This is a genomic window from Gemmata sp. SH-PL17 (assembly GCF_001610855.1).
In the GTDB taxonomy this organism is placed as follows: Bacteria; Planctomycetota; Planctomycetia; order Gemmatales; family Gemmataceae; genus Gemmata; species Gemmata massiliana.
In genome coordinates, this window is sequence record NZ_CP011271.1 from 1,869,877 (window position 1) to 1,892,150 (window position 22,274).

22 protein-coding genes, 1 tRNA gene and 1 pseudogene are annotated in these 22,274 nt (G+C 65.8%); 15 read left to right on the forward strand and 9 right to left on the reverse strand.

Going from position 1 to position 22,274, the window contains the following annotated elements; genetic code table 11:
• Positions 1-947: 947 nt before the first annotated feature.
• Together VT84_RS07655 and VT84_RS07660 are read right to left on the reverse strand one after the other, a co-directional pair.
• A complete protein-coding gene (locus VT84_RS07655; protein WP_052559372.1) occupies positions 948-2,864 on the reverse strand; it encodes an HTTM domain-containing protein in 1,917 nt (638 codons plus the stop codon).
• A gap of 158 nt (positions 2,865-3,022) precedes the next feature.
• Positions 3,023-4,345, reverse strand: a complete 1,323-nt coding sequence (locus VT84_RS07660; protein WP_082839127.1) for a hypothetical protein — start codon at positions 4,343-4,345, stop codon at positions 3,023-3,025.
• A 394-nt stretch (positions 4,346-4,739) separates the two neighbouring features.
• Between VT84_RS07660 and VT84_RS07665 the strand changes: the two genes are divergently transcribed.
• Entirely contained in the window at positions 4,740-5,171 is a 432-nt protein-coding gene (locus VT84_RS07665; RefSeq protein WP_052559374.1) for a hypothetical protein, read from the forward strand.
• A gap of 96 nt (positions 5,172-5,267) precedes the next feature.
• A complete protein-coding gene (locus VT84_RS07670; RefSeq protein ID WP_052559376.1) occupies positions 5,268-5,813 on the forward strand; it encodes a DUF2617 family protein in 546 nt (181 codons plus the stop codon).
• 79 nt (positions 5,814-5,892) lie between these two features.
• On the opposite strand, the gene VT84_RS07675 is transcribed toward VT84_RS07670, so the two are convergent.
• From VT84_RS07675 to VT84_RS07685, 3 genes and pseudogenes are all read right to left on the reverse strand, one after another.
• Positions 5,893-6,828: a DNA polymerase beta superfamily protein gene (locus tag VT84_RS07675; RefSeq protein ID WP_052559378.1), complete on the reverse strand. Its 936-nt coding sequence runs from the start codon at positions 6,826-6,828 to the stop codon at positions 5,893-5,895.
• 245 nt (positions 6,829-7,073) lie between these two features.
• Positions 7,074-7,866 (reverse strand): annotated as a pseudogene (locus tag VT84_RS07680) (IS5 family transposase).
• Positions 7,867-7,955: 89 nt separating this feature from the next.
• Complete coding sequence (locus VT84_RS07685) at positions 7,956-9,551, reverse strand: efflux RND transporter permease subunit (RefSeq protein WP_204249726.1); 1,596 nt, start codon at positions 9,549-9,551, stop codon at positions 7,956-7,958.
• A gap of 207 nt (positions 9,552-9,758) precedes the next feature.
• Here VT84_RS07685 and VT84_RS07690 point away from each other — a divergent pair, with 207 nt between their 5' ends.
• The 6 genes from VT84_RS07690 to VT84_RS07715 all read left to right on the forward strand — a co-directional run bounded on the left by VT84_RS07690 (position 9,759) and on the right by VT84_RS07715 (position 14,078).
• Positions 9,759-10,223 (forward strand): hypothetical protein, encoded by a 465-nt coding sequence (locus VT84_RS07690; protein WP_052559384.1) that lies wholly within the window; start codon positions 9,759-9,761, stop codon positions 10,221-10,223.
• 54 nt (positions 10,224-10,277) lie between these two features.
• Positions 10,278-10,592 carry a hypothetical protein gene (locus VT84_RS07695; RefSeq protein ID WP_052559386.1) on the forward strand — a complete coding sequence of 105 codons (315 nt, stop codon included), beginning with the start codon at positions 10,278-10,280 and terminating at the stop codon, positions 10,590-10,592.
• Positions 10,593-10,866: 274 nt separating this feature from the next.
• Complete coding sequence (locus VT84_RS07700; protein WP_052559391.1) at positions 10,867-11,847, forward strand: hypothetical protein; 981 nt, start codon at positions 10,867-10,869, stop codon at positions 11,845-11,847.
• A gap of 26 nt (positions 11,848-11,873) precedes the next feature.
• The gene (locus VT84_RS07705; RefSeq protein WP_052559393.1) at positions 11,874-12,320 is read left to right on the forward strand and encodes a DUF1573 domain-containing protein; all 447 of its coding nucleotides are present in this window, start codon (positions 11,874-11,876) and stop codon (positions 12,318-12,320) included.
• Positions 12,317-13,156: a MauE/DoxX family redox-associated membrane protein gene (locus VT84_RS07710; protein ID WP_052559395.1), complete on the forward strand. Its 840-nt coding sequence runs from the start codon at positions 12,317-12,319 to the stop codon at positions 13,154-13,156. The genes VT84_RS07705 and VT84_RS07710 overlap by 4 nt, the downstream gene beginning before the upstream one ends.
• Before the next feature lie 25 nt (positions 13,157-13,181).
• A complete protein-coding gene (locus VT84_RS07715; RefSeq protein ID WP_052559396.1) occupies positions 13,182-14,078 on the forward strand; it encodes a DUF1559 domain-containing protein in 897 nt (298 codons plus the stop codon).
• A 214-nt stretch (positions 14,079-14,292) separates the two neighbouring features.
• Here the strand turns inward: VT84_RS07715 and VT84_RS07720 are convergent, their stop codons facing one another.
• From VT84_RS07720 to VT84_RS07735, 4 genes are all read right to left on the reverse strand, one after another.
• Positions 14,293-14,880, reverse strand: a complete 588-nt coding sequence (locus tag VT84_RS07720) for a fused DSP-PTPase phosphatase/NAD kinase-like protein (RefSeq protein WP_082839129.1) — start codon at positions 14,878-14,880, stop codon at positions 14,293-14,295.
• Positions 14,880-16,355, reverse strand: a complete 1,476-nt coding sequence (locus tag VT84_RS07725; RefSeq protein WP_082839130.1) for a sensor histidine kinase — start codon at positions 16,353-16,355, stop codon at positions 14,880-14,882. Before VT84_RS07725 ends, VT84_RS07720 begins: the two co-directional genes overlap by 1 nt.
• On the reverse strand, positions 16,352-17,029 hold the full coding sequence (locus tag VT84_RS07730; RefSeq protein WP_052559399.1) for a response regulator transcription factor: 678 nt from the start codon (positions 17,027-17,029) through the stop codon (positions 16,352-16,354). The genes VT84_RS07725 and VT84_RS07730 overlap by 4 nt, the downstream gene beginning before the upstream one ends.
• A 110-nt stretch (positions 17,030-17,139) precedes the next feature.
• The gene (locus VT84_RS07735) at positions 17,140-17,631 is read right to left on the reverse strand and encodes a PepSY-like domain-containing protein (protein ID WP_082839131.1); all 492 of its coding nucleotides are present in this window, start codon (positions 17,629-17,631) and stop codon (positions 17,140-17,142) included.
• A gap of 204 nt (positions 17,632-17,835) precedes the next feature.
• On the opposite strand from VT84_RS07735, the gene VT84_RS07740 reads away from it, so the two are divergent.
• The 7 genes from VT84_RS07740 (at position 17,836) to VT84_RS40620 (ending at position 22,160) form a co-directional block, all read left to right on the forward strand.
• Positions 17,836-18,882: a bile acid:sodium symporter gene (locus tag VT84_RS07740; protein ID WP_082839132.1), complete on the forward strand. Its 1,047-nt coding sequence runs from the start codon at positions 17,836-17,838 to the stop codon at positions 18,880-18,882.
• A gap of 342 nt (positions 18,883-19,224) precedes the next feature.
• The gene (locus tag VT84_RS40600; protein ID WP_052559405.1) at positions 19,225-19,482 is read left to right on the forward strand and encodes a helix-turn-helix domain-containing protein; all 258 of its coding nucleotides are present in this window, start codon (positions 19,225-19,227) and stop codon (positions 19,480-19,482) included.
• Between the two features lie 96 nt (positions 19,483-19,578).
• Positions 19,579-19,803 carry a hypothetical protein gene (locus VT84_RS40605; RefSeq protein ID WP_162271535.1) on the forward strand — a complete coding sequence of 75 codons (225 nt, stop codon included), beginning with the start codon at positions 19,579-19,581 and terminating at the stop codon, positions 19,801-19,803.
• Positions 19,745-19,972: a transposase family protein gene (locus tag VT84_RS40610; protein WP_052559407.1), complete on the forward strand. Its 228-nt coding sequence runs from the start codon at positions 19,745-19,747 to the stop codon at positions 19,970-19,972. Before VT84_RS40605 ends, VT84_RS40610 begins: the two co-directional genes overlap by 59 nt.
• Positions 19,973-20,366: 394 nt before the next feature.
• Positions 20,367-20,439, forward strand: a tRNA-Lys gene (locus VT84_RS07755).
• A 783-nt stretch (positions 20,440-21,222) separates the two neighbouring features.
• Positions 21,223-21,492: a hypothetical protein gene (locus VT84_RS40615; protein WP_239465733.1), complete on the forward strand. Its 270-nt coding sequence runs from the start codon at positions 21,223-21,225 to the stop codon at positions 21,490-21,492.
• Positions 21,493-21,593: 101 nt separating this feature from the next.
• A complete protein-coding gene (locus VT84_RS40620; protein WP_239465734.1) occupies positions 21,594-22,160 on the forward strand; it encodes a hypothetical protein in 567 nt (188 codons plus the stop codon).
• Positions 22,161-22,274: the final 114 nt, after the last annotated feature.

The following is a 22,274-nucleotide window of genomic DNA, read 5'->3' on the forward strand; positions in this document are numbered from 1 at the left end:
CAAGAATCGCTACCTGATCAAAGAGTTCGGATCTCGCTGCGTCAAGCGTTCCGTCGTCCGGAAGCTCGTCGAGTCGGAATGATTCTTCCAGTTCTCGGATACGATATGCGGCTACGGCATTCGCCGCTCCGCCCCCGGCAGTGATGAAATACTCGTGTCGTGGCACGGGATGAGCAGGCGGAAAAGCTGCGGTAGCTGCACACGCAGCAGCGGCTCCTGCAGCTGCGTCGCCCCAGTAATAGAATATGGATTCTGGGCTAGACCGTTGGACGTCCTCTCGGGCACCTAGCGCCTCCGTGTGAGCGGCAATCAGGTCCACTTCGGCGGCTTTTCCGTCTGCGAATAACTCCGCAGTAAAAATGGCGCTACGACTTCGCTCATCAAGAAGCAGCGAGCTAACGCGGTTGCACGAAGCAATCGCAAACAGTCGTAATTTCCAGTTCCCCGCCCGGTTCCGAAGTTCCTCCAGCATCGGTACCGAATCGTCACACCTCAGCCATTCTGCTTCTGTCATTGGCCGCCTCTCAACTTAGCATGACCGCTTCGGCACCGGTGCGAGTTCCGCGGCCCAGATCGTTCGCTCGGTCCTCGACAGACCGCTTGCTCTGGGGCCGGGTTCGGGTACACTGCGGGTGTTCTCGTGGTCGGTTTAGCTCGTCGCTCTGCGACAGGACGATGTTGCGTCGTCCGAGCACACTCCACCGCACTCGTCGCGGGGACCGCTGTTCCAGCACCGCTTTCGAGCAGTTGCTGCGCAGCTGCGCGGCGAACTGGAGCAACGCCGCGGGTCGTCGTGCCGCCGCGCAGCTGCGCAGCAACTGCTCGGCGGTGCCGTGAGCGTTCCGCGTCCCCGGTCGAGAAGTAGACACCACAAGAACACCACGGGCCAGGGAACACTCCCTGGCCCGTGGCATTTCACGTTGAAGAGATGGCAAAGAGAGCGACCGCTATCGCGCGCCCACCGGTGTAGATGCGGTCGGGGCCGGAGGAACGCTCCCCGCCGGAGCCGGGAACAAGCGCTTCGCCAGTATCCCGCGCACGCCCGGCACCCACAGCACGAAGGCCAACGGCGAAAGCACCCGCAAGGCTCGGAACAGCGCCGTGACGCCGCGTGCGTCACTGTACCGGGTGCCGCCCGCGTCCGTCAGGGCCGGCGTGACGAGCCCGGAATCGGGGGTCAGCGCCACCTGCCCCTCGGTGTCCGCGGCGAGCGCGAGTGCCGCGGCGCGGCGCGATACCGCCGAACCGGGGTCGAACGCGAACGTCACCTTCGCCAAGCCCGTCCCGCCCCGGAGCCGGTCGCGGATCACGAGGTCCGGCAGGAACGCGAGCAGCATCACGATCATCAGCAGTTCAAACAGATTCAGCCCCATCAGCACGGCGATGCCCGCGTGCATCGCGGTCGCGAGGAAAATGATGAACCACCGCAGCCGGGTCCAGAGCAGGAACGGCCCCGCGATCTCGATGAACAGCGTGGACCACGAACTGAGCGCCACTGCCGCGTAGTACAGCGGCTTGATGTTCGCCACCGCGCGCAGAACCCGCTCGTACCACTCGTATTGCATCAGGGTGAACTCCGGGTTCACCATCACATCCCAGACCGCGTGCCCGTCCCACCACGCCGGCCCCTTGAGCTTGGACAGCCCCGCCGCCACGTAGATGAAGCAGAAGTGGACCTGGATCAGCCGCAGCGCGAACCCGGCCCCCTTCGAGGGCGGCGGGACCGCCAGGAACGCCCGCGTCGGGGCGTCGATCGCGCCCGTGCGGGCGAGGCTCGCGCGGGCCGCCCGGTACCGGGCGATCACGCGGTCCAGCGAGAGCGCGGCCCCGCTGTTCCCGATCATCAGGTAGAACAGCAGGATGTTCATCATCGTGTCCATCCCGAACAGCACCTGCTGCGTCCGGTGGATGTACCCGACGACCGCGACCCACACGAGCACCGACGTGACCCGCGTGAACAGCCCGAGGGTGAACAGCAGGATCGCGACCAGCACCGCCGCGTGGACCAGCGCCATCTGCGTCGGGTCCGTGACGTGGAACCAGATGGAAAAGATGCTGTGCCCGGTCCGCACCACCTTGTCCGGCTCGTTGTTCCAGTAATCGAGGTAGTCGATCCGCTTTGCGCGCTCCACGGGATCGGACGGGAGCGTGTAGAGGAAATTCACGAGCGCCCGGCGGAACTCGGGTCCGAGTTCGACGAAGTGGTTGAGCACGTAGGCCCGCGCGCTGTTGTCGGCGCGGTTGAGCGGTAGGACCTCCCAGAACGCGCGCGCGTCCGCCGCCACCTGCTGGCGCGCCTCCGGCGGGAGCGCCGCGAGGAACGCGGGCGGGGCCGGTTCGTCCTTGGCCGGCGCCGAGCCGCTCGTGAGCACGTTCAGGTACCGGTCGCGGCGCTCCGGGAACGTCCGCATGCTCTGGAACCAGTTGAGCGCCTCGAGCGGGTGGTCCGGGTTCTCGCTCGCGCTGATGCGGCGGAGGAACTCGAGCGCGCGCTTGCGCTGGGCCTCGTCCGCGGGCAGCCCGCGGATGAAATCGACGACGGCCTTGCGCCGGTGCGGGAAGTCCGGCACCTTCGCGGGCACCACGTCCTTCGGGTTCCAGTCCCAAAACGGCGACACCTGCCAGGGGTACTCCTTGCGCTCGCGCTCGATGAACGCGGCCGAGTACCACCCGTGCTTGCCGAAGAACTGTTGCAGGTCCACGCTGTACGCGAGGTGCGTGTACAGCACCAATAGCCCGGTCGTGAGGCGGATGAACCCGAGCGTGGTCGGGTCCGCGGCCGGGAACCAGAACGCGACCCACTTCTGCCACGGGGACCGGTACACGGGCTCGGGCGCGGTGTCGGGCGTCAACTCAGAGGCCATGACGGGATCTCACTACTTGCAACCAAGAACCTACCCCCGGTCCCCCTCCCTCGAAAGGGAAGGGGCCGGCGCGCGTTGACTGGCGCCCCGCGGGGCGCCTCGGACCCATCCGTTCGATTCGATTTCGTTTCGTCACAAGAGCCGCGGCCGGAGCGCCCTTACCGCAACTGGTTCCAGTCGAACACTTTGTCGCGGTACGCCGGGTCGTCCACGTCCCGCTCGCTCAGGTTGAGCGTGTCGAGCGCGTGGATCGACATGTAATCGATGTACTCGCGCGTGTTAGTGTCCCCCGGGGGGCGCCCGCCCGGGCGCGGGGCGACGGGCACGAGCCAGTAGAGCATCGGCTCCTGGGGGTTCAGCAGTTCGATGCGCGTCGATCCCGGCTTGTCCGGGTCCGGGACGAACCCGAACTCGCCCAGGAAGAACGGGCGGTACGTGGAGGGGTGGTACGGGTTGGTAATCATGTTGGGGCGATCGAAGGCGTTGACGAACTCCTCCACGCTCAGCGTCTTGTGCTCGAGCCGGTAGATCTTCACCGTCGTCTTGCCCGCGCGGGCCGCGTCCGTGTTCTCCAGAATGATGTGTGAGGCGTAGGACGGGAGCACGAACCGGGCGACCTCCGGTTGCGGGAGCCGGTACTGGGTCTCCTCACGGTCGGCCGGGTGGAGCGGGATGGACCGCAGCACCATCTTCCGGCGCGGGAGCATCTCGCTGTTCTCGGCGGTCGTCTGGCCCAGCCCCGGCGTGGCCCGCGCGATCTGCTCGGTGATCGAGAGCCGGCGGTAGTACGTGAGGCCGAGCGGGTCTTTTATGTCCGCCGGGCGCTTCGGCAGCACCACCCACCGCGTTTCGTACTGCGGGCGCCCCTGGGCGTCGGTGCCCGTTTCGGTCTTCAGCAGGCACACGATGACGCTGGCCGGTCCCGGCTCGGGCGAGTAGAAGTGGTAGGCGTTCCGGAGGTACAGGAACTGCAGGTACGGGTTGTACACGCGGATGAACGCCTGCTCCGTGACCCACGGCGTCGAGGGCGGGCTGGTCGTGGCGAGGAAGATCCCGGTGAAGTGGAACACCAGCACCACGCTGAGCACCGGCACCCGGTACTCGGCCGGGGCGAGCAGGAGCACGGCCCACGAAGCCGCGACCGCGCCGGCCACACCGAACAGCAAGCGGAACGAGTCCCAGTGCGCGGGGGTGCCGACAACGGCCAGTGCCCCGGCCGCGGCCCCGAGCGCCCACGCCTGCCACAGGTCCGGGCGCATCGATACGGCGGCCCCGGTGGTGATCGCCCCGATGAACACGAGGAACAACCGGGCGGTGTGCAGCCCCCAGGGGGGGGCTCCCAGTGCGGTCGCCACCAGGCCCAGAACCGCCGCCCCTGCGACCAGCCCCAAACCGACGGACCCGACCTTACGAACGGAAGCCCATTCAAACGGCGGCACGACTTCTGCAATAGATTGTGCGGGTACTGCGTCCCGGTCCATGACGTCCTCGTTCAACGGTGCGGCGCGTGAAAATACGCTCCTTTAATCGGCGCGTGTTCCCGGTAGTCATAACCCTGATTCCGGGGTGCCCGTTGGTATCGCGCAGCCGGGGTCGCGCCACCCGCATTTTAGCCCCTCCGCCGGGCGTCCGACATAGGGCCGTACAACCGTTGTTTTCGGACCTCTAGAACTAGCCAGATACCCCAATTTACCGTTGACTCCCATTTCGCCTCAACCTACCATCCTCACTACACGAATTCGCCTGCCTCATACGGTTAAAGCTTCCCCACAAAGCGATAACTAGACGCGAAAACCCGGCGCTCGTTCAGTTGCGGACACGGAGCCGCGACCGGGGGCCGTTCGCACGCGAGGTGGGTGTCGAGAGGGCATCGGGATGTACAGCATCGTTCTCATGGTCGCGGCTACTTCCGGCGGGGACATGGCGAGCTTCGGTGGCAAGGACAAGGCCGGGTGCCACGGCACCGTCGTCAGCGCCGGCTGCACCGGCACCGTCGCGAGCACGAGCTGCCACGGCTCGAGCTGCCACGGCAGCGGGATCTTCGGGCTCCGCAACGGCGGCGGGCTGTTCAGCAAGAAGGGCGGCTGCCACGGGAGCTGCCACGGCACCCCGACCGGCTGCACCGGTTACACCCCGGCGGCCCCGGCCGTTGTTGCGGCCCCGGCCGGCTGCACCGGCTGCACCGGTTACACCTCCACCGGCTGCCACGGCTCGAGCTGCCACGGGGGCGGGATCTTCGGGCTCCGCAGCAGCGGCGGCCTGTTCAACAAGAAGGGTGGCTGCCACGGTAGCTGCCACGGCAGCTAAGTGACTGCTTGAGCCGGGTACGCGAACGGGGGCCGAAAGGCTCCCGTTTTTGTTTTTGTGGGCGCAGTTATAATTCCCACATTCGGAGGAACCTGAATGGGCGCGCCCCTGGTTCGGCCGACGGTCGCGGAACTCGAGTTCCGACTCTACGACCGCCCGCTGCACCCCGAATTACTGGACGTCGTTGCCGTAAAGTCCGTGGCGCACGCCGGCGCGCGGCTCACGGTCCGGCTCACGCGCACGGGCCACTCTCTGAGTTGGGCCGGCCCCGGCGCCCATATAGAGGAAGTGATTACGACCACCGGAGCGGACCTGCCCGAAACGGGATTGCGCCTCGCACACCGGTTCGACGGCGGGCGCCGCGGGAACTGTGCGTTCCCCACCGTGCGGTACCAGGTATCGGGCCAGATCGAGGTGCTGAAGCCGGAACAGTTCGTTCACGTCCACGCGGAACTACTGGCCGACGGCGCACGCAAGGGCCTCGTCTTCCACGGTCCTGAGAACAACCGGATCGGTCTATCGCCAATCGGTGTGGTGATCGTGGAAGCCCTGCCCCAATGTCTGAGCGTGAATGCGTTTCACACGTTCCCTGAAGAATTCGCTGTCGTCAAAACACAATCATTGATCGAACCAATTTCGTAGTAAAGCACCGCTGTGGCTATCAATCTCTCTTTTGTCTGATCCGCGTTATCGGCGTTATCCGCGGCTCTTCCTTCTTTCTTTAAACCCGTCGGCGGCGGGCGGCGATCAGAAACCGGTTCGCGCGTTCCGTGTCGGGCTTCTCCGGGAGCCGGGAACTCGCGAACGCTTCCTGAAACACGCGATCCAACTCCAGCGCACGGGCCTCCACTGCCTCGAACGGCACTTCGCCGCGTCGAATGGCGAGCAACTCGTCGCGGTGCTCGCCCACGTCCACCCGAATGTCGCCCTCGCGGAGCGCATAAATGCCGCTGTGCAGGAGGCGGATCAGGTGCATCGCGTGCTTCGGCTTGTAGTGCCGGTTCGTGTCGAATCCCCGCTTCATCAATCGAAACTGCGACAGAACGTACCCCGAATACGTGCGGTACAGGTGCCGCGACAGGAACGCGGTGCGCATTTCGCGCAGTTCCGTTCCCGTTTCGTCGGTGTGCAGCACGGCGGGTGACCAGAGCACTTCGAGAATGTTCGGGTTCGCTTGAAGTGCGAGCCGCACGAACTTCTCGATCTCCCAATCGACTTCCTCGACGCCCTCCGTAAAGAACTCGACCTGTTCCGGCGGCTTGGTGAGCGCCCAGTGCCAGTCGGCGGGCGGCAGAAACACGCCGCGGCGGTCCTCGTCGGAGGACTCGGTCGCGAGTCCGAACGCGCGCGACCCGACCATCACCCGGTACACCACGAACGCGGACACGTCCGGCCCGGCGGTCGCGGTCGCTTCGACGGTGTGGTCCCCGCGCCGAACGAGCAGTTCACCAAACTTCAGCCGAAACGACGCGCCGTCCAGGAACCGCACGAGGTACGGTCGATCGTTCGACTCCGGCGCCTCCACCACTTCCCCCACGGTGCCGGCCGGCTTCACGACGTCCGTACCGGGCACGCGCCGGTCGTAGCGCAGCACCACTTGTGACCCAACCGGGATCAGGAAATTCGGCGGAAGGTTGTCGGCGCGGCCCTCGGACATACCACCTCTGGAGCAGAGAACCAAAGATTGGGGCACAGAAACCCAAAGGCAGACGACAGGGGTCTGAAGACAAGATTACAGACAGAAGTAGGAGCGTTGGGTTCAGAGTAGCCCGATAGTTCCTGCCAAATGGAGGGGCGGTATCGCCCCGGACACCGACGACCGCGTATCGGAATCACCTGCTGTTTACAGCTCAACGGCACTCGTGACAATTGATATAAGAACCGCAGGAAAAAATGATCGGCTCATAGGAACCACATACAGATGAGAGCAGCTCCCAGTGCCACGAACGCCTTGTGTATGTCCCCGTCGGGATCGGTTCGCAACCGGAGCTTGCCGAAGGTGTGTAACCAGGCGTTGGTTCGCTCCACGACCCGTCGATAGACGCCCAACCCACTACCGTGCTCGGTCCGACGCTTCGGGATCTTGGGGCGATGCCTCGGTCCCTCAGTTCCTCGCGATGGAGGGCCGAATCGTAGGCTCGGTCCGCATACAGTTCTTCGGGTCGGGTGGGCTTGTCGGCTTCCCCGGAGAGGTCCGGGATGCGATCCACCAGGGGTAGCAACTGGGTCACATCGGCGGCGTTGGCCCCGGTCACGGTGACCGTCAAGGGGATACCCTGGGCATCGGTCCGCACATGGTGCTCGGTCCCGGATTTACCGCGGTCCGTCGGGTTCGGGTCCGTGTCGTCGCCACCGCCCCGCGCCCGAGACTTGGTGCCGTCGGCCGCTCCGCGGGACCAGTCGATCTTGTTCGTATCTGGGAGCTCTTGCAGGAGGAGATGATAGAGCTTGTCCCAAGTCCGGCTTTCTGCCAGGCTCGGAGGTAGTTCCGACAGGTCTTGCCACAACCCCAGCCCAGTTCGGCCGGCAGGTCTTCCCAGTCGATCCCGGTCTTGAGGACGAAGATGATCCCGGTAAGAACCTTTCGGTAGTCCAAGGGCTTGCGCCCCGGGAAGCGAAAGCGGCGGGATTTCGGAGCCGGCAACAACGGTTCGATCCGTTCCCACAGAGCATCACTCACGAGCGGCTTCGCCATAACATTTCCTCCCAAAAGCGATGGGAGATATCAACGCACGCGACGTGCCCGGGACTCATTTTTTCCTGCGATTCCTTGCATCATTGTTGCTATTGGCAGTCAATTGCAGAGACAGGCCGACCAACCAGAAAATACAGTGGCGGAAGAAGTGACAGGTTTAAGAGTGTCGAGGTGACGAGCCCGTCGAGGATGACCACCGCGAGCGGGTACTCGATCTCCTGCCCCGGCTTGTTACCCGTAATCGCGAGCGGGAGAAGAGCCAAGCCCGTTGCGAGCGCGATCGTCACGGCGAACACTCCGCCGACCAGCGCGAACGGAATGGTGAGCGCGACGAGCAGCGTCGGTCGCCACGCGCCGAAGTCCACGAACAACAGCAGTACGATCCCGGCCAGTGCCAGTGCGGAGCGTGCGTACAATTTCCGTGTCGATTCCTGGCGCGCCTGGTACTCGCCCAGGAACTCCGGGTGGTACTCGCGCTCGAACGGGATCTGCTTCACCTTCTCCTCGACCTCGCGCGCGACCGACCCGAGATCCCGCCCGGACACGTTGCACGTCACGTCCAGGCGCCGACTCGTGTTCTCGCGCCGCACCTCGTTCGGTGCGGACACGATGCGCACGTCGGCCACGTCCTTCAACCGCACCTGGGTGCCGTTCTGCACGTCGATCGGCAACTCCTGAACGGCTCCCAGACCGGAGCGGAGGTTGCTCGCGCCCCACACCACCACGTCGAATTTCTTCTGCCCGTCGAACACCTCGTCCACCTTCTGTCCCTTCAGGAGCACGGTCGAGGCGCGGCGCACGTGGCCCGGCGTCAGGCCGAACTTGCGGAGGTCTTCGGGGCGCAACTGGACGTTGATTTGGGCGACCAGCACCCGCGGTTCGACCTTCAGGTTCGTGACCCCGGCACGTCCTTCATCGCGGCCTCCACGTCCTTCGCCTTCGCGCAGCACCGCCGTGTCGGGGCCGTAGAGCCGCACGACGACGCTCCCGCTCGCGCCGGTGAGGACTTCCTTGATGCGCTCGCGCAGGTAGGTCAGGAGGTCGTGGTGCAGCCCGGGGTAGGTGTACACGACGTCCGCGATCTTCTTCACCGTCTGTTCGTAGTCCGCGTCCTCCGGGGTACTGATCCACAGCTCGGTGAAGTTCGGCCCGACCGGTTCGTCCGCCACCTCCGCGCGCCCGATGTGCGAGCCGAAGTTACGAACGAGCTTCTGTCCCTTCTCGTCTTCGAGCGCGCGCGGCTCCTTGCTCGCGGCCGTCGTCACGCGGTTCATCGCTTTCACCGAGGTACCGGGCTTTTCCACGAAGTGCATCAGGAAATCGGTTTCCTGGAAGTTCGGCAGGAACTCCTGACCGAGCCGCGTGGCCGCGGCGCCCGTGACGGCGAACGCGAGCACCCGCGCCGCGAGGCACTGCCACGGCCGGGCCACAAACGCCGGTAATACGGGCAGGTACCCGCGCTTCAGAACGCGCGTGAGCGGCGGGTCGCGTTCCGCACTGTGAGCACGGCCCGTGAGCAGCATGTACGACATCGCGGGCGTGACGGTGAGCGCGACGAACAGCGATGCGGCGATCGCCACGACGCAGGCCACTGTGCCCGCACAGTCAAGCCGCTGGTACCGGAGGAGTGCGACCGGCCGCTTGTCGTAAAGGGGGCGCCCCGGCACGCGGTGAAAAACATTCAAAAAAGGCGACACCTTACCTCTTGACAGGCTTCAAGTCGTGAGAAATAATCGGCATCATCCCAGAAGTGGTAAGTATTTGTCTAATTGTTTTGCGAATTCGCACGTGTTGTGGCGCGTGCGAATCGCTCTCGGCTAAAGTGCCCGCCGGCCGCAAGCCGGCCGCGCGATCCGATGCCCGTTTCTGCACCAATGGGTGAGTGCTCTCAGATGGAACTCCAGCGCAAGAAGCGGACGCCCCTCCTCGCAGCGCTCGGGGGTGCCGCCGTCCTACTGGCACTTCTGCTTGTCGCTTCGTGGGCGCTGTTCGGCTCGCTCGGGGTGGGCGCTCGCTACCTCCGCGGCGAGCGGTTGATCGTCGCGCCGACGCGAATCGATACCGGTGCTCGCCCGCAGGGGGCGCAGGAGCGAACTCGGGTGACAGTTCACAACTACACGGGCGGTGAGGTGACATTGCTGGGCGGGCAGGCGTCTTGCAGCCGATGCCTCGCCGTCTCTGACCTCCCTCGAACGATTCCGGCCCGAGGCTCTTTCGAGTTGGAACTCGAGGTGCGGTTCGCCGGCCAGCCGGGGCCGTTCGTGCAGGAATACGTCGTCTTCACCGACAGCCCGGCGCGCCCGCACGTGCGGGTGACGATTTCGGGCGCGGTGCTGGAACAAGCGGTGGAGCGGTAAACCTCCCGACGTGCGGGAAGGGCTGCGACGCCGTTGGTGCCGAGGAGGAAGCTCATGACGAAGTGGTTGAAAGCGGAGGTGCTGGGCGCTGCCCTCACCAGCCTGGCGCTGGTCATGCTGGCGGTGGGGGGCGTCTTGGTGGCCCCCACCGCGGGGTTCGCCGACGACGGATCGGTCACGGCGCCAGTCGCCGCGGGCTGCAACCAGAGCTTGTGCGATCGCGTTGATGTTTGCCAGAAGGATCGGACGCCCGGCAACTGTGCCGACGCCACGAAGACCGCGACGTGCACCGGCTGGATCTGCTTCTGCACCTGCAAGACGATCGTCGGCGCGGACGGGGTGCAGTACTGCGACTGCGCCGACGTGTAGGGGCGGCCGAACGACGCCTCGTCCGAACCCGCTCGGGACGGGCGGGGCGGCAGCGAACGCCCGCTCTCGACAGGTCGCGACCGGCCGAGTGCACTCGCTTGGCCGGTCGCGAAGGTGATCACGTGAGCCGCTTCGATCGAGCGGTCGCGCTTTCAACGGGTGCCGCAGTCGTTGATCGGGCGCTGTGCGGGTTGACGCCCCCCGAACCGCGACACCAGCGGCTCCTCTTCGGTCTTTCTGTCCTTCCGTTGGGTTGTTTTAACAGGTGCCGATCATGCATCGCGTCTGGCGGCTGCTAGCGCTACTCGGTCTGCTCGCGGGCCCCCGCCACGCGTGCGTGGCCGCGGAGGGCGACGAACTTCGCGAGACGTGCCTCCAAAAATGGGCGGCGCTCGAGAAGTCCGCCGAGAACTTGGCCACCACGTACACCCGGAACGAGCCGGCCCTTGTCGGGAAGGTGCCGATCCCGACCAAGTACAAGTTGCTGGCGAGCGGGAACTCGGTGCTGGTCTGGAACCGCGCGCCCTTGAAGTTCGACAACTTGGGTTTGGGCGAGATCGAGCGGGTGGTGGGCCGCACCCCGGACTACACCTACCTGCTCGAGCGGAAGGTCGGGAGCGAGGCGTACCGGCTCGGCTACCTGGGGCAGGAGCCGGAGGACTTCGCGAAGAAGCTCGCGAGCAGCCGGCAACCCCGGCTGGTGACGACCTACGTGCAAGGCCGCCCCGCCGCCGACTGGTTCACGAACCCGCTCTGTGCCGTCCGCTCGCTGACGCGGGTTCAGAAGGACGGGCGGAGCCTGATCCAACTGGACGCCAGCTACACCCCGGCCCAGGAGAGCGCCCAGAACCACCCGTTCACGGTGACGGCGTGGTTCGACGAGGGGGCCGGCGGGGCCGTCCGGAAGTACGAGTCCAAAGTGTCCTACGGCACCGTGACCGTCACGGTCGACTATGCCGAGCCGGCGGGTGAGACCCCCCGACCGCTCCGGGTGACCGAGCGGTTCGATTACCTCCCGGAGAAGAAAAGCCCTCCGGCGACGGGTTCCATCGAGTTCGAATCCTGGGACCGCCGTCCGGTCGCCCCGGAGGAGTTCCTGATCAGTCAGTTCGGGTTGCCCGAGCCCCAGAGCGTGACCCCGCCGCCGCCGCCGCGGTCGTGGCTCTGGGCGTGGCTGGTCGGCGGGGCAGTTGTCGTGGGAGCAGTCGGCATCCTGCTCCTGCGGCGTGGGCGTCGTGCGGCTGCTACCGAGTAACCCTACCTCCCGGAACGAGGGCTGCTATGTACCGTGCTACTGGCGCCGGCCTTTTGGCTGTCGCGGTCGGTCTGGTCGGGTGGGGGCTGTCTCTCTACTCCACGCCGGCGGGGTCCGCGTCGCACACCGCCCCGCAGGGCGGAGGGGCTAACTCGGACGGACTGACAGGGGGGCTCGCGAACGATCTCGGGGTGGTGAAGGCGTCATCCACCGCGCAGACCCGGTTCGAGTTCCGCAACGAGTCCGGCCGCACGGTCCGCATCACCGGTGCGGCGGACGGCTGTCGGGCCGGGCTGTGCGTGGTCCTGCGGACCGAGTTGCCACTGGCTGTGCCGGCCGGGCAGACGGCGTGCCTGGAGTTCGACTGCTACACCAAGACGCCGGGGCCGTTGAGTGAGCGGGTCGCGGTGTACACCGACGTGCCGTCGCAAGCGGTTCTCAAGCTGACCATCACCGGTGAGGTGGTGGAATGAACCCGCGCCCGACGCCCGGGTACGCCGCCCTGAGCGTGATACTCGGGCTGACGCTCGCGGCCGCCGGCGGCCTCAAAACCGCGGAAACCTTGCTCGGCGCCCCGCCCCCGCCGCTCGGCTCGGGTCGCCTCCCGGCCGCACTGCTTAGCGGCTGGCCGGTGGTCGAGTTCGCCCTCGGGCTGTGGCTGGCGAGCGGCGCCCGACCGTCGGCGGCGCGGGCGGTGGGGATCGTCCTCCTCCTCGCGTTCAGCGGGTTGACGCTTCACCAAGTCGTCACCGGCCTCCGGGATTGCGGGTGCTTCGGGCCGGTAAAGGTTCCTCCGACCGCGACGCTCGCGTTCGACCTGACGATGCTCGCGGGCCTCGTGGCTCTCAAGCCGCGCCTCGCCGAACCGCCCGCCCGCCGGTGGGCGGTGGCAGCGGCCGTCGGCCTGTTCGTCGGGTGCGCCGCGCTGCCCGCGCTGCTCCGGCCCGCACCGGCGGAGCGGTTCGAGGTCATCGACAGCTCCGATTGGGTCGGTCGGCGGTTCCCGCTGCTCGAAGAGACTGACATTGCCGACCGGCTCCGCGCCGGCGCCTGGCTCGTGGTGCTGCACCGCTCGGGTTGCGAAGAGTGCCGGCGGCAGGTGCCCCGGCTCACCGAGCAGGCCCGCCTGGGAGGGGCGTCGGTTGCACTTGTCGAAGTTCCCACTGTCGGGGGCGAGGCCGGAGACATGGAGCGGGGCATCGGCGTGCCGGGCCGCCTCCGCGCCGACCGGACGTGGATCGTCCAAACCCCGCTGGCGGTGTGGGTCAGGGACGGGGTCGTGACCGGTTTCGAGCCAGCTTCGCCGTGAGCGATCTAACCAGGAGAGATCAACTATGGGCGCGAGGGCGGGCCGGTGCGGTTTTACTCTCATCGAGCTGCTCGTCGTCATCGGGATCGTGGCCGTGCTGATGGCCCTCCTGCTCGGGGCCGTCCAACAGGCCCGCGCCGCCGCCGCCCGGCTCAAGTGCGCGAACAACCTCGCCCAGCTCGGGCTGGCCCTCCACGGCCACCACGACACCACCGGGGCCCTCCCACCCGGGGTGACCCCGGACCGGGCGAACGAACTGTACCCCCGGATGTCGTGGCACACCCGCCTGCTCCCGCACCTGGAGCAGAAGCCGCTTTGGGACGTGACGGCAGCCGCGTACACTCAATCTCGGGACCCGTTCGCCGCTCCGCCCCACACCGGTCTAGCCACGCCCCTGGCGGTGTTCGGCTGCCCGCTCGACAGCCGGACCCAAGCCCCCCAGTACGCCCGAGAGAAGCGGTGGGTCGCGCTGACCAGTTACGTCGGGGTGCTCGGGACGGACCTGTTCCACCCCAACGGAGTGCTGTACGCCGGGTCGAAGACGCGGCTAGTCGATATCTCCGACGGGACAAGCAACACGGTCATGGTTGGGGAGCGGCCACCGAGCAGCGACATGTGGTACGGCTGGTGGTACGCCGGGGTCGGACAGCTCCAGACCGGCTCGCCGGACATGCTGCTGGGTGTGCGGGAGATTAACACCGGCGGCTACGTCAACTGGTTCTGCCCGGCCACCCCCTACGAGTTCGCCGCGGGCCGCCTCGACGACCAGTGCTCGGTGTTCCACTACTGGAGCTTGCACCCACGCGGCGCGCAGTTCCTTTCTGCCGACGGGAGCGTTCACTTTCTGACTTACTCCGCCGCCACGATCCTGCTGGCACTGGCAACGCGAGCCGGCGGCGAGTCCGCTTCGCCGGATTGGTAAGGGCTAACCGCCGGGCGCCAAAAGGGGTCTGCCGGGGCGCTCCGGTCGTTCCGGTAGTGGAACCAAAGTGCTCGACAAGGCCCGCGAACAAAACTGTGCGTAATGCCGTCACGAATCGCCCCGGTTACCGAGCGCTCACCGTCTGCCAAAGTTATGGCTCTTGTTGTGTCACTTTGTTATCGGCAATGCAGGATAAACCGGAGATGAAATCCGATTATGATGATGGCGCCGAATGTGGGGTTTGGGCGCGGTAGTCGCGCAGGTATTGTTCGATTCCGTCCCGGCTCTGTCCGGGCTCGAAGCCGTGGTCCTGCATCTCGGCAATCGCTCGTTCGGCCGACCACCTCTGGCACTCCATCCGAAAAAGGGCACACATGGCCCCGGTGCGGTGGATGCCCGCGAAACAGTGGACGAGTACCGGGTGGTTGGCCGGGTCGCACACGATGTCCAGGAACGCCCGCACGACTCGTTCGGCCGGGAGTTCGCCCCTCTCGTCCAACGACCACGGCTGAGGGACGATTCGGATGTGACGCACGCTGTGGGCCGCGCACAGTTCCGCCTCCCATTCGTCGGGGTAGGGCCGATCGGGGTCGCGCACCGTTCGCAGCGTGACGACGGTCTTGATCTGGTACGCGCGCAGAGACAGCCTCAGTCCCGTCGGGGTCTGCTGCCCGCTCCGGTAGAGAACGCCCCGCTCGACCGCGTGAAAGTTTCGGGTGTGGTACTCCACGCCCCACGCCGCGAGCGAACCGCCCACCACGGGAAGGCCCGCGGCGAGCGCAAGGAACCGCCGTCGCGTCATCAAAGCTCTCCTCCTTGAGTCGAACTGTGCGGGCCGAATTCGCCCGCGCGCTCTTCGCGTGCCAAAGATAGGGGCAGGCGAATCGTGACCCGACACCCCCGGCCGCCTTCACTCGTCAAAGCAATCGTGCCGCCCAGAGCGGAAGCGATTCGGGCGGCGACGGCCAACCCCAACCCCACGCCGGGTACACCCCGCTTTCGCGCGGCCTCGGACCGAAAGAACGGCCGAAACAGGTGCGGCAACTCGTCCGCCGAAATCCCGCACCCCCGGTCTTCGACTTCCACCCACACGTCGCTCGCGGTGCGGCCGGTGCGCGTCGTGACGAGTGTTCCCGGTTCGCTGTACTTGAGGGCGTTGTCGAGAACCGCGTCGAGCAACTCGCCAAACAAATCCGGGTGAAGCGCCGCGGGCACTTCTTCACTCGGCGCTTCAAAGGTGAGATCTCGGGAGCGCGGATTATCGGCCCACTCCCCCAGCCGCGCGTGAACCCACTTCGCCAGGTCGATCCGCTCCAAACCGGGGAGCCGGGCGTCGGATTCCGAGCGGGCCAGAAACAGGAGCGCTTCGATGACCCGCCGGAGCCGGCCGGCCTGTTCCAAAACCGCGCCGAGTACCCGTTGATATTCCTGGGGCGGGCGGTCGCGGCGCCGCGCAACCTCGATCTGCCCGATGAGGGCCGTGAGCGGCGTGCGGAGCTGGTGCGACGCCTCGCCCGCGAACCGCCGCTCGCGCTCGAACGCTTCCATTAGTCGATCGAGTAAACCGTTGAACGCACTCGTCAGGTTCGCGATTTCGTCCGTGGATCGCGTATCCGGTAAGCGCTCGGTCAAGTCGGTGCCCATCGCTCGCGCGGTCTCGGCCATTCGCGTGACTGGGGCGAGCGCCCGCCGACAGACCGCGCGACTGGCAACGAGCGCGACGGCGAGAACCGCGAGCGTGAGACCCGTTAGTGTTGCCGCGAGGGTGCGGAGCGTGCCGTGAACGGGATCGAGCGGTACCGCAACCGTCAGCACGAGCGCTGAGAACTTTCCGCGCCGGAGTGGGACCGGGTGTGGGGCCAGTTCTGGTGCGAGTCGGATACGCGTCGCCTGCCACGCGCGGCCCGCACGGTCCACCCGGCGCGGGTTCCGGTGCCCGGTGCGGAAGCCTTCTTCGGCTTCCGTCAACAGTTCCCGCGCGCCTTCCTGGGTGGATTGATCGACGACGGTTCCGTCGTCGGTGGTGACGTTCCACCGGAGTTCGTCCCCGAAGGGGCTCGATGTAAACGGGAACGGCCGCGCCTCCGGTTCCCACTCGACGCCGTCGGGCTTGATCTCCGCGGCCGAAGCCAGCGTGCGCGCGGATGCGTCCAATCGGTCGTCCAGTTGCCGCGTCAGGTGGCGGTGCGCGAGGACGTACAGCGCCGCGGAGAACGCGACGAGTACCGTTGCGAGTGCGGCCAGGAAGAACAGTGATAGACGGGTCGTGAGGGTCACTCGAGCTCCCCGAACACGTACCCGCGCCCGCGGACCGTCTGAATGAGGCGCGGGCCGTGCGCTTCGAGTTTCTTACGCAGTTCCATGACGTGAACCTCGAGCGTGTTCGAGATCCCGTCGTACCGCTCGTCCCAGACCGCCTCGTAGATCCGGGTGCGACTCAGCACTTCGCCGGGGTGCCGGAGGAACAGCACCAGGAGGGACTCCTCTTTCGCGGTCAGGTCCAATTTTGCACCAGCGCGCTCGGCCCGGTGGGTCGCGAGGTCGAGTTGCACGTCGGCGTAGGAGAGCGTGGTGCCCGACGTCGCGCCGGGCCGGCGTGCCAGCGCGCGGACGCGCGCGAGCAACTCCTCGAACGCGAACGGTTTGCACAGATAATCGTCGGCACCGCAATCCAACCCCTGAACGCGGTCGGAAACGGCGTCGCGCGCGGTGAGCATGAGTACCGGCGTGTCGCAGCCCGCTTGCCGGAACTTCTTAAGGAGGGTCAGCCCGTTCGGACCCGGTAGCCACCAGTCGAGCAGGATCACGTCCCACACGGCGGTGCGCAGGTGGTGCCACCCGGTGTCACCGTCCACGGCCCATTCGACCTGGTACCCTTCTTCGCGCAACCCGCGGGCGACAAAGTCGCCGATCGCCGGTTCGTCCTCAACGAGCAGAATGCGGATTCCCATATCAATCGCCCCGAAAGCGCGGGCGCCCAAATTCAGGCGCCCGCGGACGTGGTCCCGTCGGCCTTCTTGCCAGCCCCGGCCGCGCCGTCACGCGAGCCGGGCTTGGTTTATTACTTCTCCGATTTTTTCTCTTCTTCGTGCTTGATCTTACCGTCGGCGAGAATCTCCACCTCGATCTCCTTTTTCGCGGCCGTGACGAGGAGCACCTCGTAGTAGTCGAGTGCCTCTTTTCCGTCCTTCACGGAGTAGACGCTCTCGATGATCTTGAAGGTGGCCTTCGCGTACTTCTTCTCGAGCGCATCGGTCACGGCCTTCGGGAGCTCTTTGGCGTCGATCTGTTTTTCGATGGTGGTGATGACGCCCTCCGGGGTGAGAGTCACGTCGATCGTCTTGCCGGCGTCCTTCAGCTCCACCTCGTACACCGTCTTGTCCTTCTCGGTTTCCTTGCTCGCACCGATCACCTCGGCCTTCGGGAACCGCTTCTTGGCGGCTTCCAGAACGGCCTTCGGCACCTTTTCCAACGGAACCTTTTCTTCGTCCGCCCGAACCGGGGCCGTGCCCAACACGAACGCGACGACCGTGGCGGCTGCGAGGTAACGCATGGCTTGCTCCTCAATACGCGGTCGGCCGCTCTCAACGTGGGCGGACCGGAACCGACGCGGGCGTACTGTACCCGACCGCGGTAAATCGAGGATGAAGCGAAGATAAGAAGTACTTTATCCCCGCGTCACGGCCCGCTTAGGTCCATCGGGTACGGTGTCGACTGTCCAGATCGGAGCCGTTCAACTGAAAAAGGACCGACCCAAATGCGTCGCGAACACGGATCAGTTTCGGGGTTTCTGCACCAACATTTTCTCTGGCTCCTGATCGCGGCATACGCTGCGGCCGGGGCGGTGCCGGGGGCCGGCCGTTGGATTTCGGGACTGGCGGGGGCGGGTTGCGTATTGGGGCACCCGGTTCGAGTATCCGCGCCAGCGGTGATGCTCGGCGTGCTTCTGTTTGCCGCCGGGTTCGCGGTTCGGGGCGAGCACCTGTGGGGCATGTTCCGGCGGCCCCTTTCTCTTGTGGTCGGGCTGGTTGCGAGCGCCGCCGTGCCCCTCATCGTGCTGACGGTGGTCGCTCCCGTACTGTTGCTCTGGCACGATCCCGCAGAGGCGCGCGACCTGCTCGTGGGCCTGGCGGTGGTAGCTGCGATGCCGGTGGCGGGTTCGTCGGCGGGTTGGGCCCGCGCCGCCGACGGCGATTGCGCGCTGAGTCTCGGCCTCGTGCTGCTCTCGACTGTGTTCAGCCCGCTCACGACTCCACTCGCACTCGGTGCGGCGGGTGCGTTTGCCCCGAGTGGTGCGAGCGAGATATTGAATCACCTCGCCGGATCGGGTGGTGCGGGCGTGTTCGTCGTTGTGTGGGTGGTTGTCCCGACCGGCTTGGGCCTCCTCAGTCGTTGGGTGGTCGGCGGGAGCAGGGCGGACGCGACCGGGCCGTGGGTGAAGCCGGTCGCGTCAGTGATCCTGCTGGTTTTGTGCTACACGAATGCCTCAATGTGTCTGCCCGGTGTTGTTGCCGATCCCGATTGGGACTTTTTGGCGCTGATCGCGGTCGCGGCCGGAACGATGTGTGTGGCGGCGTTCACGAGCGGGTTCGTGGCCGCGCGGTCCGTGCGCGCCGACCCCGCACAGCGCGCGGCACTCGTGTTCGGCGTCGGCATGGCGAACAACGGTGCCGGGTTGGGTCTGGCGGCAGGCGCGCTCGCGGGGTGCCCGTTGGCGCTGTTGCCGGTGGTCGCCGTCAACCTCATCCAGCACCTCGTTGCGGGGTGGGCTGATGCCCGACTCCGATACGAGAAAACGAGATGAGGCCGAATCTGAATTTAGCCGTGGTCACCGTCGGTACCGATTGCGTATTGTTTGGCGAGCGTCGCCTTAAGTTCACCATTTAGTGATTGGCTGGACAGCCTCCGAATGAATGGGCGCGACACAGAGTACGTCACCTTGAAAGCCGGTTTTGTAAGATGTCGGGCCGCCTCGGACCTCGTGGGATGCGTTTTATGATCGCTCGTCTGGACAACCTGTGAACGCACGCAGTGTTCGGTCAACGGACCGGCTTGACCGTGGCCGTGTTCGACGCGCGGGCGGCGGACGTGGTTCCGGTGATCGAAGCGGTGCAAGGGCCTCGAGCGCCCCGACCGGTACCGGGCCGTGGGTTGGGGCGACGACTTCGACCTGTGCACCGCGGACCAACTGCTGCTGACCGTGATCTGGCTGCGCCAGTACCCGACCAACGAGGTTCTGGGATTCCTCTTCGGCGTGCCGGGCTCGACCGCGAGCCGTGCCCGCGCCCGGTGCGTGCCGGTGTTGGAGCGGGCCGGTCGGAACGCGATGCGGATACCCGATCCCGGGACCGCAAGGCGCACGCGCCTCCGGCCCTACAGGACACGCCCGGGTTGGCGGTGGTGATCGACTCGTTCGAGCAACGGACCCAACATCCCAAGCGCCGCCAGCGGGCATATTACTCGGGCAAGAAGAAGGCCCACGCTCAAGAGCCAAGTGGCCGTGGACGAGCACTCCGGTCGGGACGTGTCCGATTCGGTTCCGGGGCCGTGGGCGGACATCCAGTTGCTCAAGACGTCACGGTTGTTCACGCGCCTCCCCAAGAGCGTCGGTGGGATCGGGGACTTGGGTTACGTGGGGATCGGTGCGTTGCACCCGTTGGGATTGGGTGCGTCGCCGCGTCAAGCCTCGCCGGAAGGACCGCCCGTCCGAGGACCGGAAGTATAACCGTGCGTTCCGCCGGTGCCGGATCGTGGTCGAACACGCGATCGGTCGGTGGCGCCGGTTCCGGGCGGTGGCGCACGTGAACCGGCACCGGCGCCACGGGCACGCGATGCGGGTTCGGGCCATCGCCGGGTTGGTCAACCGCATGCTCGACCACCGATCGGTTCCCTGAACGGGTCACGGGTAAGGGGCGGAACACACCACCCGCTATCGTGAATTAGGTCTAATACACTGTCCACGATCCTCCGTGGGGAGCTCCACTCGTTGGGATAGTTCCACTGGCCGAAGTAGATCTTTTTCCCGCGGATTTTCCTCGTTCGACGCTTCATAGCGTGCAGAAAAAGAGGGAAGTTGGGGTAGGAGTTGTCCGGCTTGATTGGCGTGCCACGCGCAATAGAATCGTTATTAGACGTGGCTCTCGCTCCTGTAAATGGTGGTTGCGGCTCTCACCAGAATTTGTGCAATACTTTAGATGTATCCAAATACACTGGGTATCGAATCTGGTGTCAACGTCGCAGCGGTTTTGGCAAGGGGCAGAGTGAATTGTCAGGGATTTGAAGCGAAAGGCGCCTGTAGCTCAGTTGGTAGAGCAACGGACTTTTAATCCGTTGGTCCTGGGTTCGAGTCCCAGCGGGCGCACTATTTTAAGTAACGGCTGAGGCGGCACTTGCGCCGCAGTCGTGTCATTTCTCTATTGATGCCATCAATATAAGTAATCAGGATTGAAACCTGATTTCTTGATGGTATCTGCATGCCCCGCAAGCCCAAACCCTTCCTGCATTAAGGTCACTACTACACCACAGTGGGTGGAACGTGGCGGAAACTCTGCACAGAGGCAGAGGGTTTCGACGCGGCCGTTGTTGCTCTCGCCACGTTGACGGCGAAACCCATTGCTAATTCTCCTGTTGCGCAAAATCCCCCGCCTCCGACGACCGGCCTGACACTTTCCGACGCGATTGCAGAATACCTGTACTTTCCGCGAAGTTATAAGCCGCCGGAGTGAGTTGGTGTCTGAGGAGTAGCGGAGTGCCGGTCCGCTCGGGAGGATGGTGTTACCACACAACCGTCCCGACCCGAGTAGTTTTCTGCACGGGCGAAGACCCTCGATCCGCGTTCCGGGCGCCGACTCGCACTGCTGTTCTTGGGTCGGATCCTAGCCCGCGGGGGCCGAGCCCTTAGTTGCTGGATTCGCGTTGCCGGGCTGTCGAGCCCGTACCGCCGGTGCTACGCCACCGTCACCGCCGTCGGGCGACGCACCGAGCGCATCGCCACCCGTGTGCTGTTGGAACTCATCAAGCCGCGGGTAGACGGAGCGGCGCGCGTGGTGCCGGCGCTCGACGACACCCCGACGGAGCGGTACGGATCCAGGGTCCAAGGGGCCGGAGTGCATCACAACCCGGCAGCCGGTTCGTCTACGGGCATGTGTGGGTCGTTCTCGGGTTGCTGGTAACGCACCCGCTCGGCGGGGTCGTCGCGTTGCCCCTGTTGGCCCGGTTGTACATCCGCCAGAAGGATCTCGGGGACGCCCCCGAGAACGCTCGGCCGGTGTTCGCAACCACGTTGGTGATGGCCGTGGAACTGGTGCGGTGGGCCCACGGGTGGCTGAAATGGTGGGCCAAGGCCGTGTGGGTGGTGGCCGACGGGGCGTATGCCCAGGCTCCGGTGCTCAAGCCCCTGCGGGCACTGGGGTGACGGTGGTGAGCCGACTCCGCAGGGACGCGGCCCTGTGCTCGGTACCCGGGGCGCGTGACCCGAAGAGGCGCGGGCGCCCGCGCGTGTACGGAGAACACCGGGTGTCGTTGGCCAAGCGGGCCGGACAGGCGCGCGGGTGGACCACGGGCACGTTCACCCTGTACGGGAAGGCGGTCGAGAACCGGTACAAGACGTTCGTGGCGGCGTGGCGCCCGGCCGGTGGGGCAATTCGAGTGGTGCTGGTGGACGAGCCCAAGGGTTGGGTCGCGTTCTCCTGCACCGACACCACCGCGACCGCGGCCCAGATCCGGGGCCTCGTCGCCGACCGATTCAGCCTCGAAATCGCGTTCCGCGATCTCAAGCAGGTGGTCGGAGCGGGCCAACCGCAGGTGCGCGGGTTGACCTCGAACGTGGGGTGCTTCCACCTGTGCGCCTGGGCGTTCACGGTGACCGAGGTGTGGGCCTGGGATCGGAACACCGAGGCACTGGTCGCCCATCGGTCCGCGTCCCCGTGGGACGATCCGAACCGGCGCCCGAGCCACGCCGACAAGCGCCGCGCCTGGCAACGCGAGCTACGGGCCGAAGAGATTCAGGCCGTTGTGGGAGACCCGCACGACGCGGCGAAAATTCAGAACCTGGCGAAGCGGTGCCTCGATCTCGCTGCGTGAAACCTATAACCTCGCGCAAAGTACAGTATCAAATATCAGTGATGAAATGAAGCTCCGGATGGGATTAGTAGCGAGTCGTTTCAGCTCAGGAATTGGTCAAATTGAATCGATGAT

What these genes read in the sequence shown, in the direction of transcription:
- VT84_RS07655 (WP_052559372.1), bottom strand. Translation starts at nt 2,864, where the DNA reads ATGGCCTCTGAGTTGACGCCCGACACCGCGCCCGAGCCCGTGTACCGG.
- VT84_RS07660 (WP_082839127.1), bottom strand. Translation starts at nt 4,345, where the DNA reads ATGGACCGGGACGCAGTACCCGCACAATCTATTGCAGAAGTCGTGCCG.
- VT84_RS07665 (WP_052559374.1), top strand. Translation starts at nt 4,740, where the DNA reads ATGTACAGCATCGTTCTCATGGTCGCGGCTACTTCCGGCGGGGACATG.
- VT84_RS07670 (WP_052559376.1), top strand. Translation starts at nt 5,268, where the DNA reads ATGGGCGCGCCCCTGGTTCGGCCGACGGTCGCGGAACTCGAGTTCCGA.
- VT84_RS07675 (WP_052559378.1), bottom strand. Translation starts at nt 6,828, where the DNA reads ATGTCCGAGGGCCGCGCCGACAACCTTCCGCCGAATTTCCTGATCCCG.
- VT84_RS07690 (WP_052559384.1), top strand. Translation starts at nt 9,759, where the DNA reads ATGGAACTCCAGCGCAAGAAGCGGACGCCCCTCCTCGCAGCGCTCGGG.
- VT84_RS07695 (WP_052559386.1), top strand. Translation starts at nt 10,278, where the DNA reads ATGACGAAGTGGTTGAAAGCGGAGGTGCTGGGCGCTGCCCTCACCAGC.
- VT84_RS07700 (WP_052559391.1), top strand. Translation starts at nt 10,867, where the DNA reads ATGCATCGCGTCTGGCGGCTGCTAGCGCTACTCGGTCTGCTCGCGGGC.
- VT84_RS07705 (WP_052559393.1), top strand. Translation starts at nt 11,874, where the DNA reads ATGTACCGTGCTACTGGCGCCGGCCTTTTGGCTGTCGCGGTCGGTCTG.
- VT84_RS07710 (WP_052559395.1), top strand. Translation starts at nt 12,317, where the DNA reads ATGAACCCGCGCCCGACGCCCGGGTACGCCGCCCTGAGCGTGATACTC.
- VT84_RS07715 (WP_052559396.1), top strand. Translation starts at nt 13,182, where the DNA reads ATGGGCGCGAGGGCGGGCCGGTGCGGTTTTACTCTCATCGAGCTGCTC.
- VT84_RS07720 (WP_082839129.1), bottom strand. Translation starts at nt 14,880, where the DNA reads ATGACGCGACGGCGGTTCCTTGCGCTCGCCGCGGGCCTTCCCGTGGTG.
- VT84_RS07730 (WP_052559399.1), bottom strand. Translation starts at nt 17,029, where the DNA reads ATGGGAATCCGCATTCTGCTCGTTGAGGACGAACCGGCGATCGGCGAC.
- VT84_RS07735 (WP_082839131.1), bottom strand. Translation starts at nt 17,631, where the DNA reads ATGCGTTACCTCGCAGCCGCCACGGTCGTCGCGTTCGTGTTGGGCACG.
- VT84_RS07740 (WP_082839132.1), top strand. Translation starts at nt 17,836, where the DNA reads ATGCGTCGCGAACACGGATCAGTTTCGGGGTTTCTGCACCAACATTTT.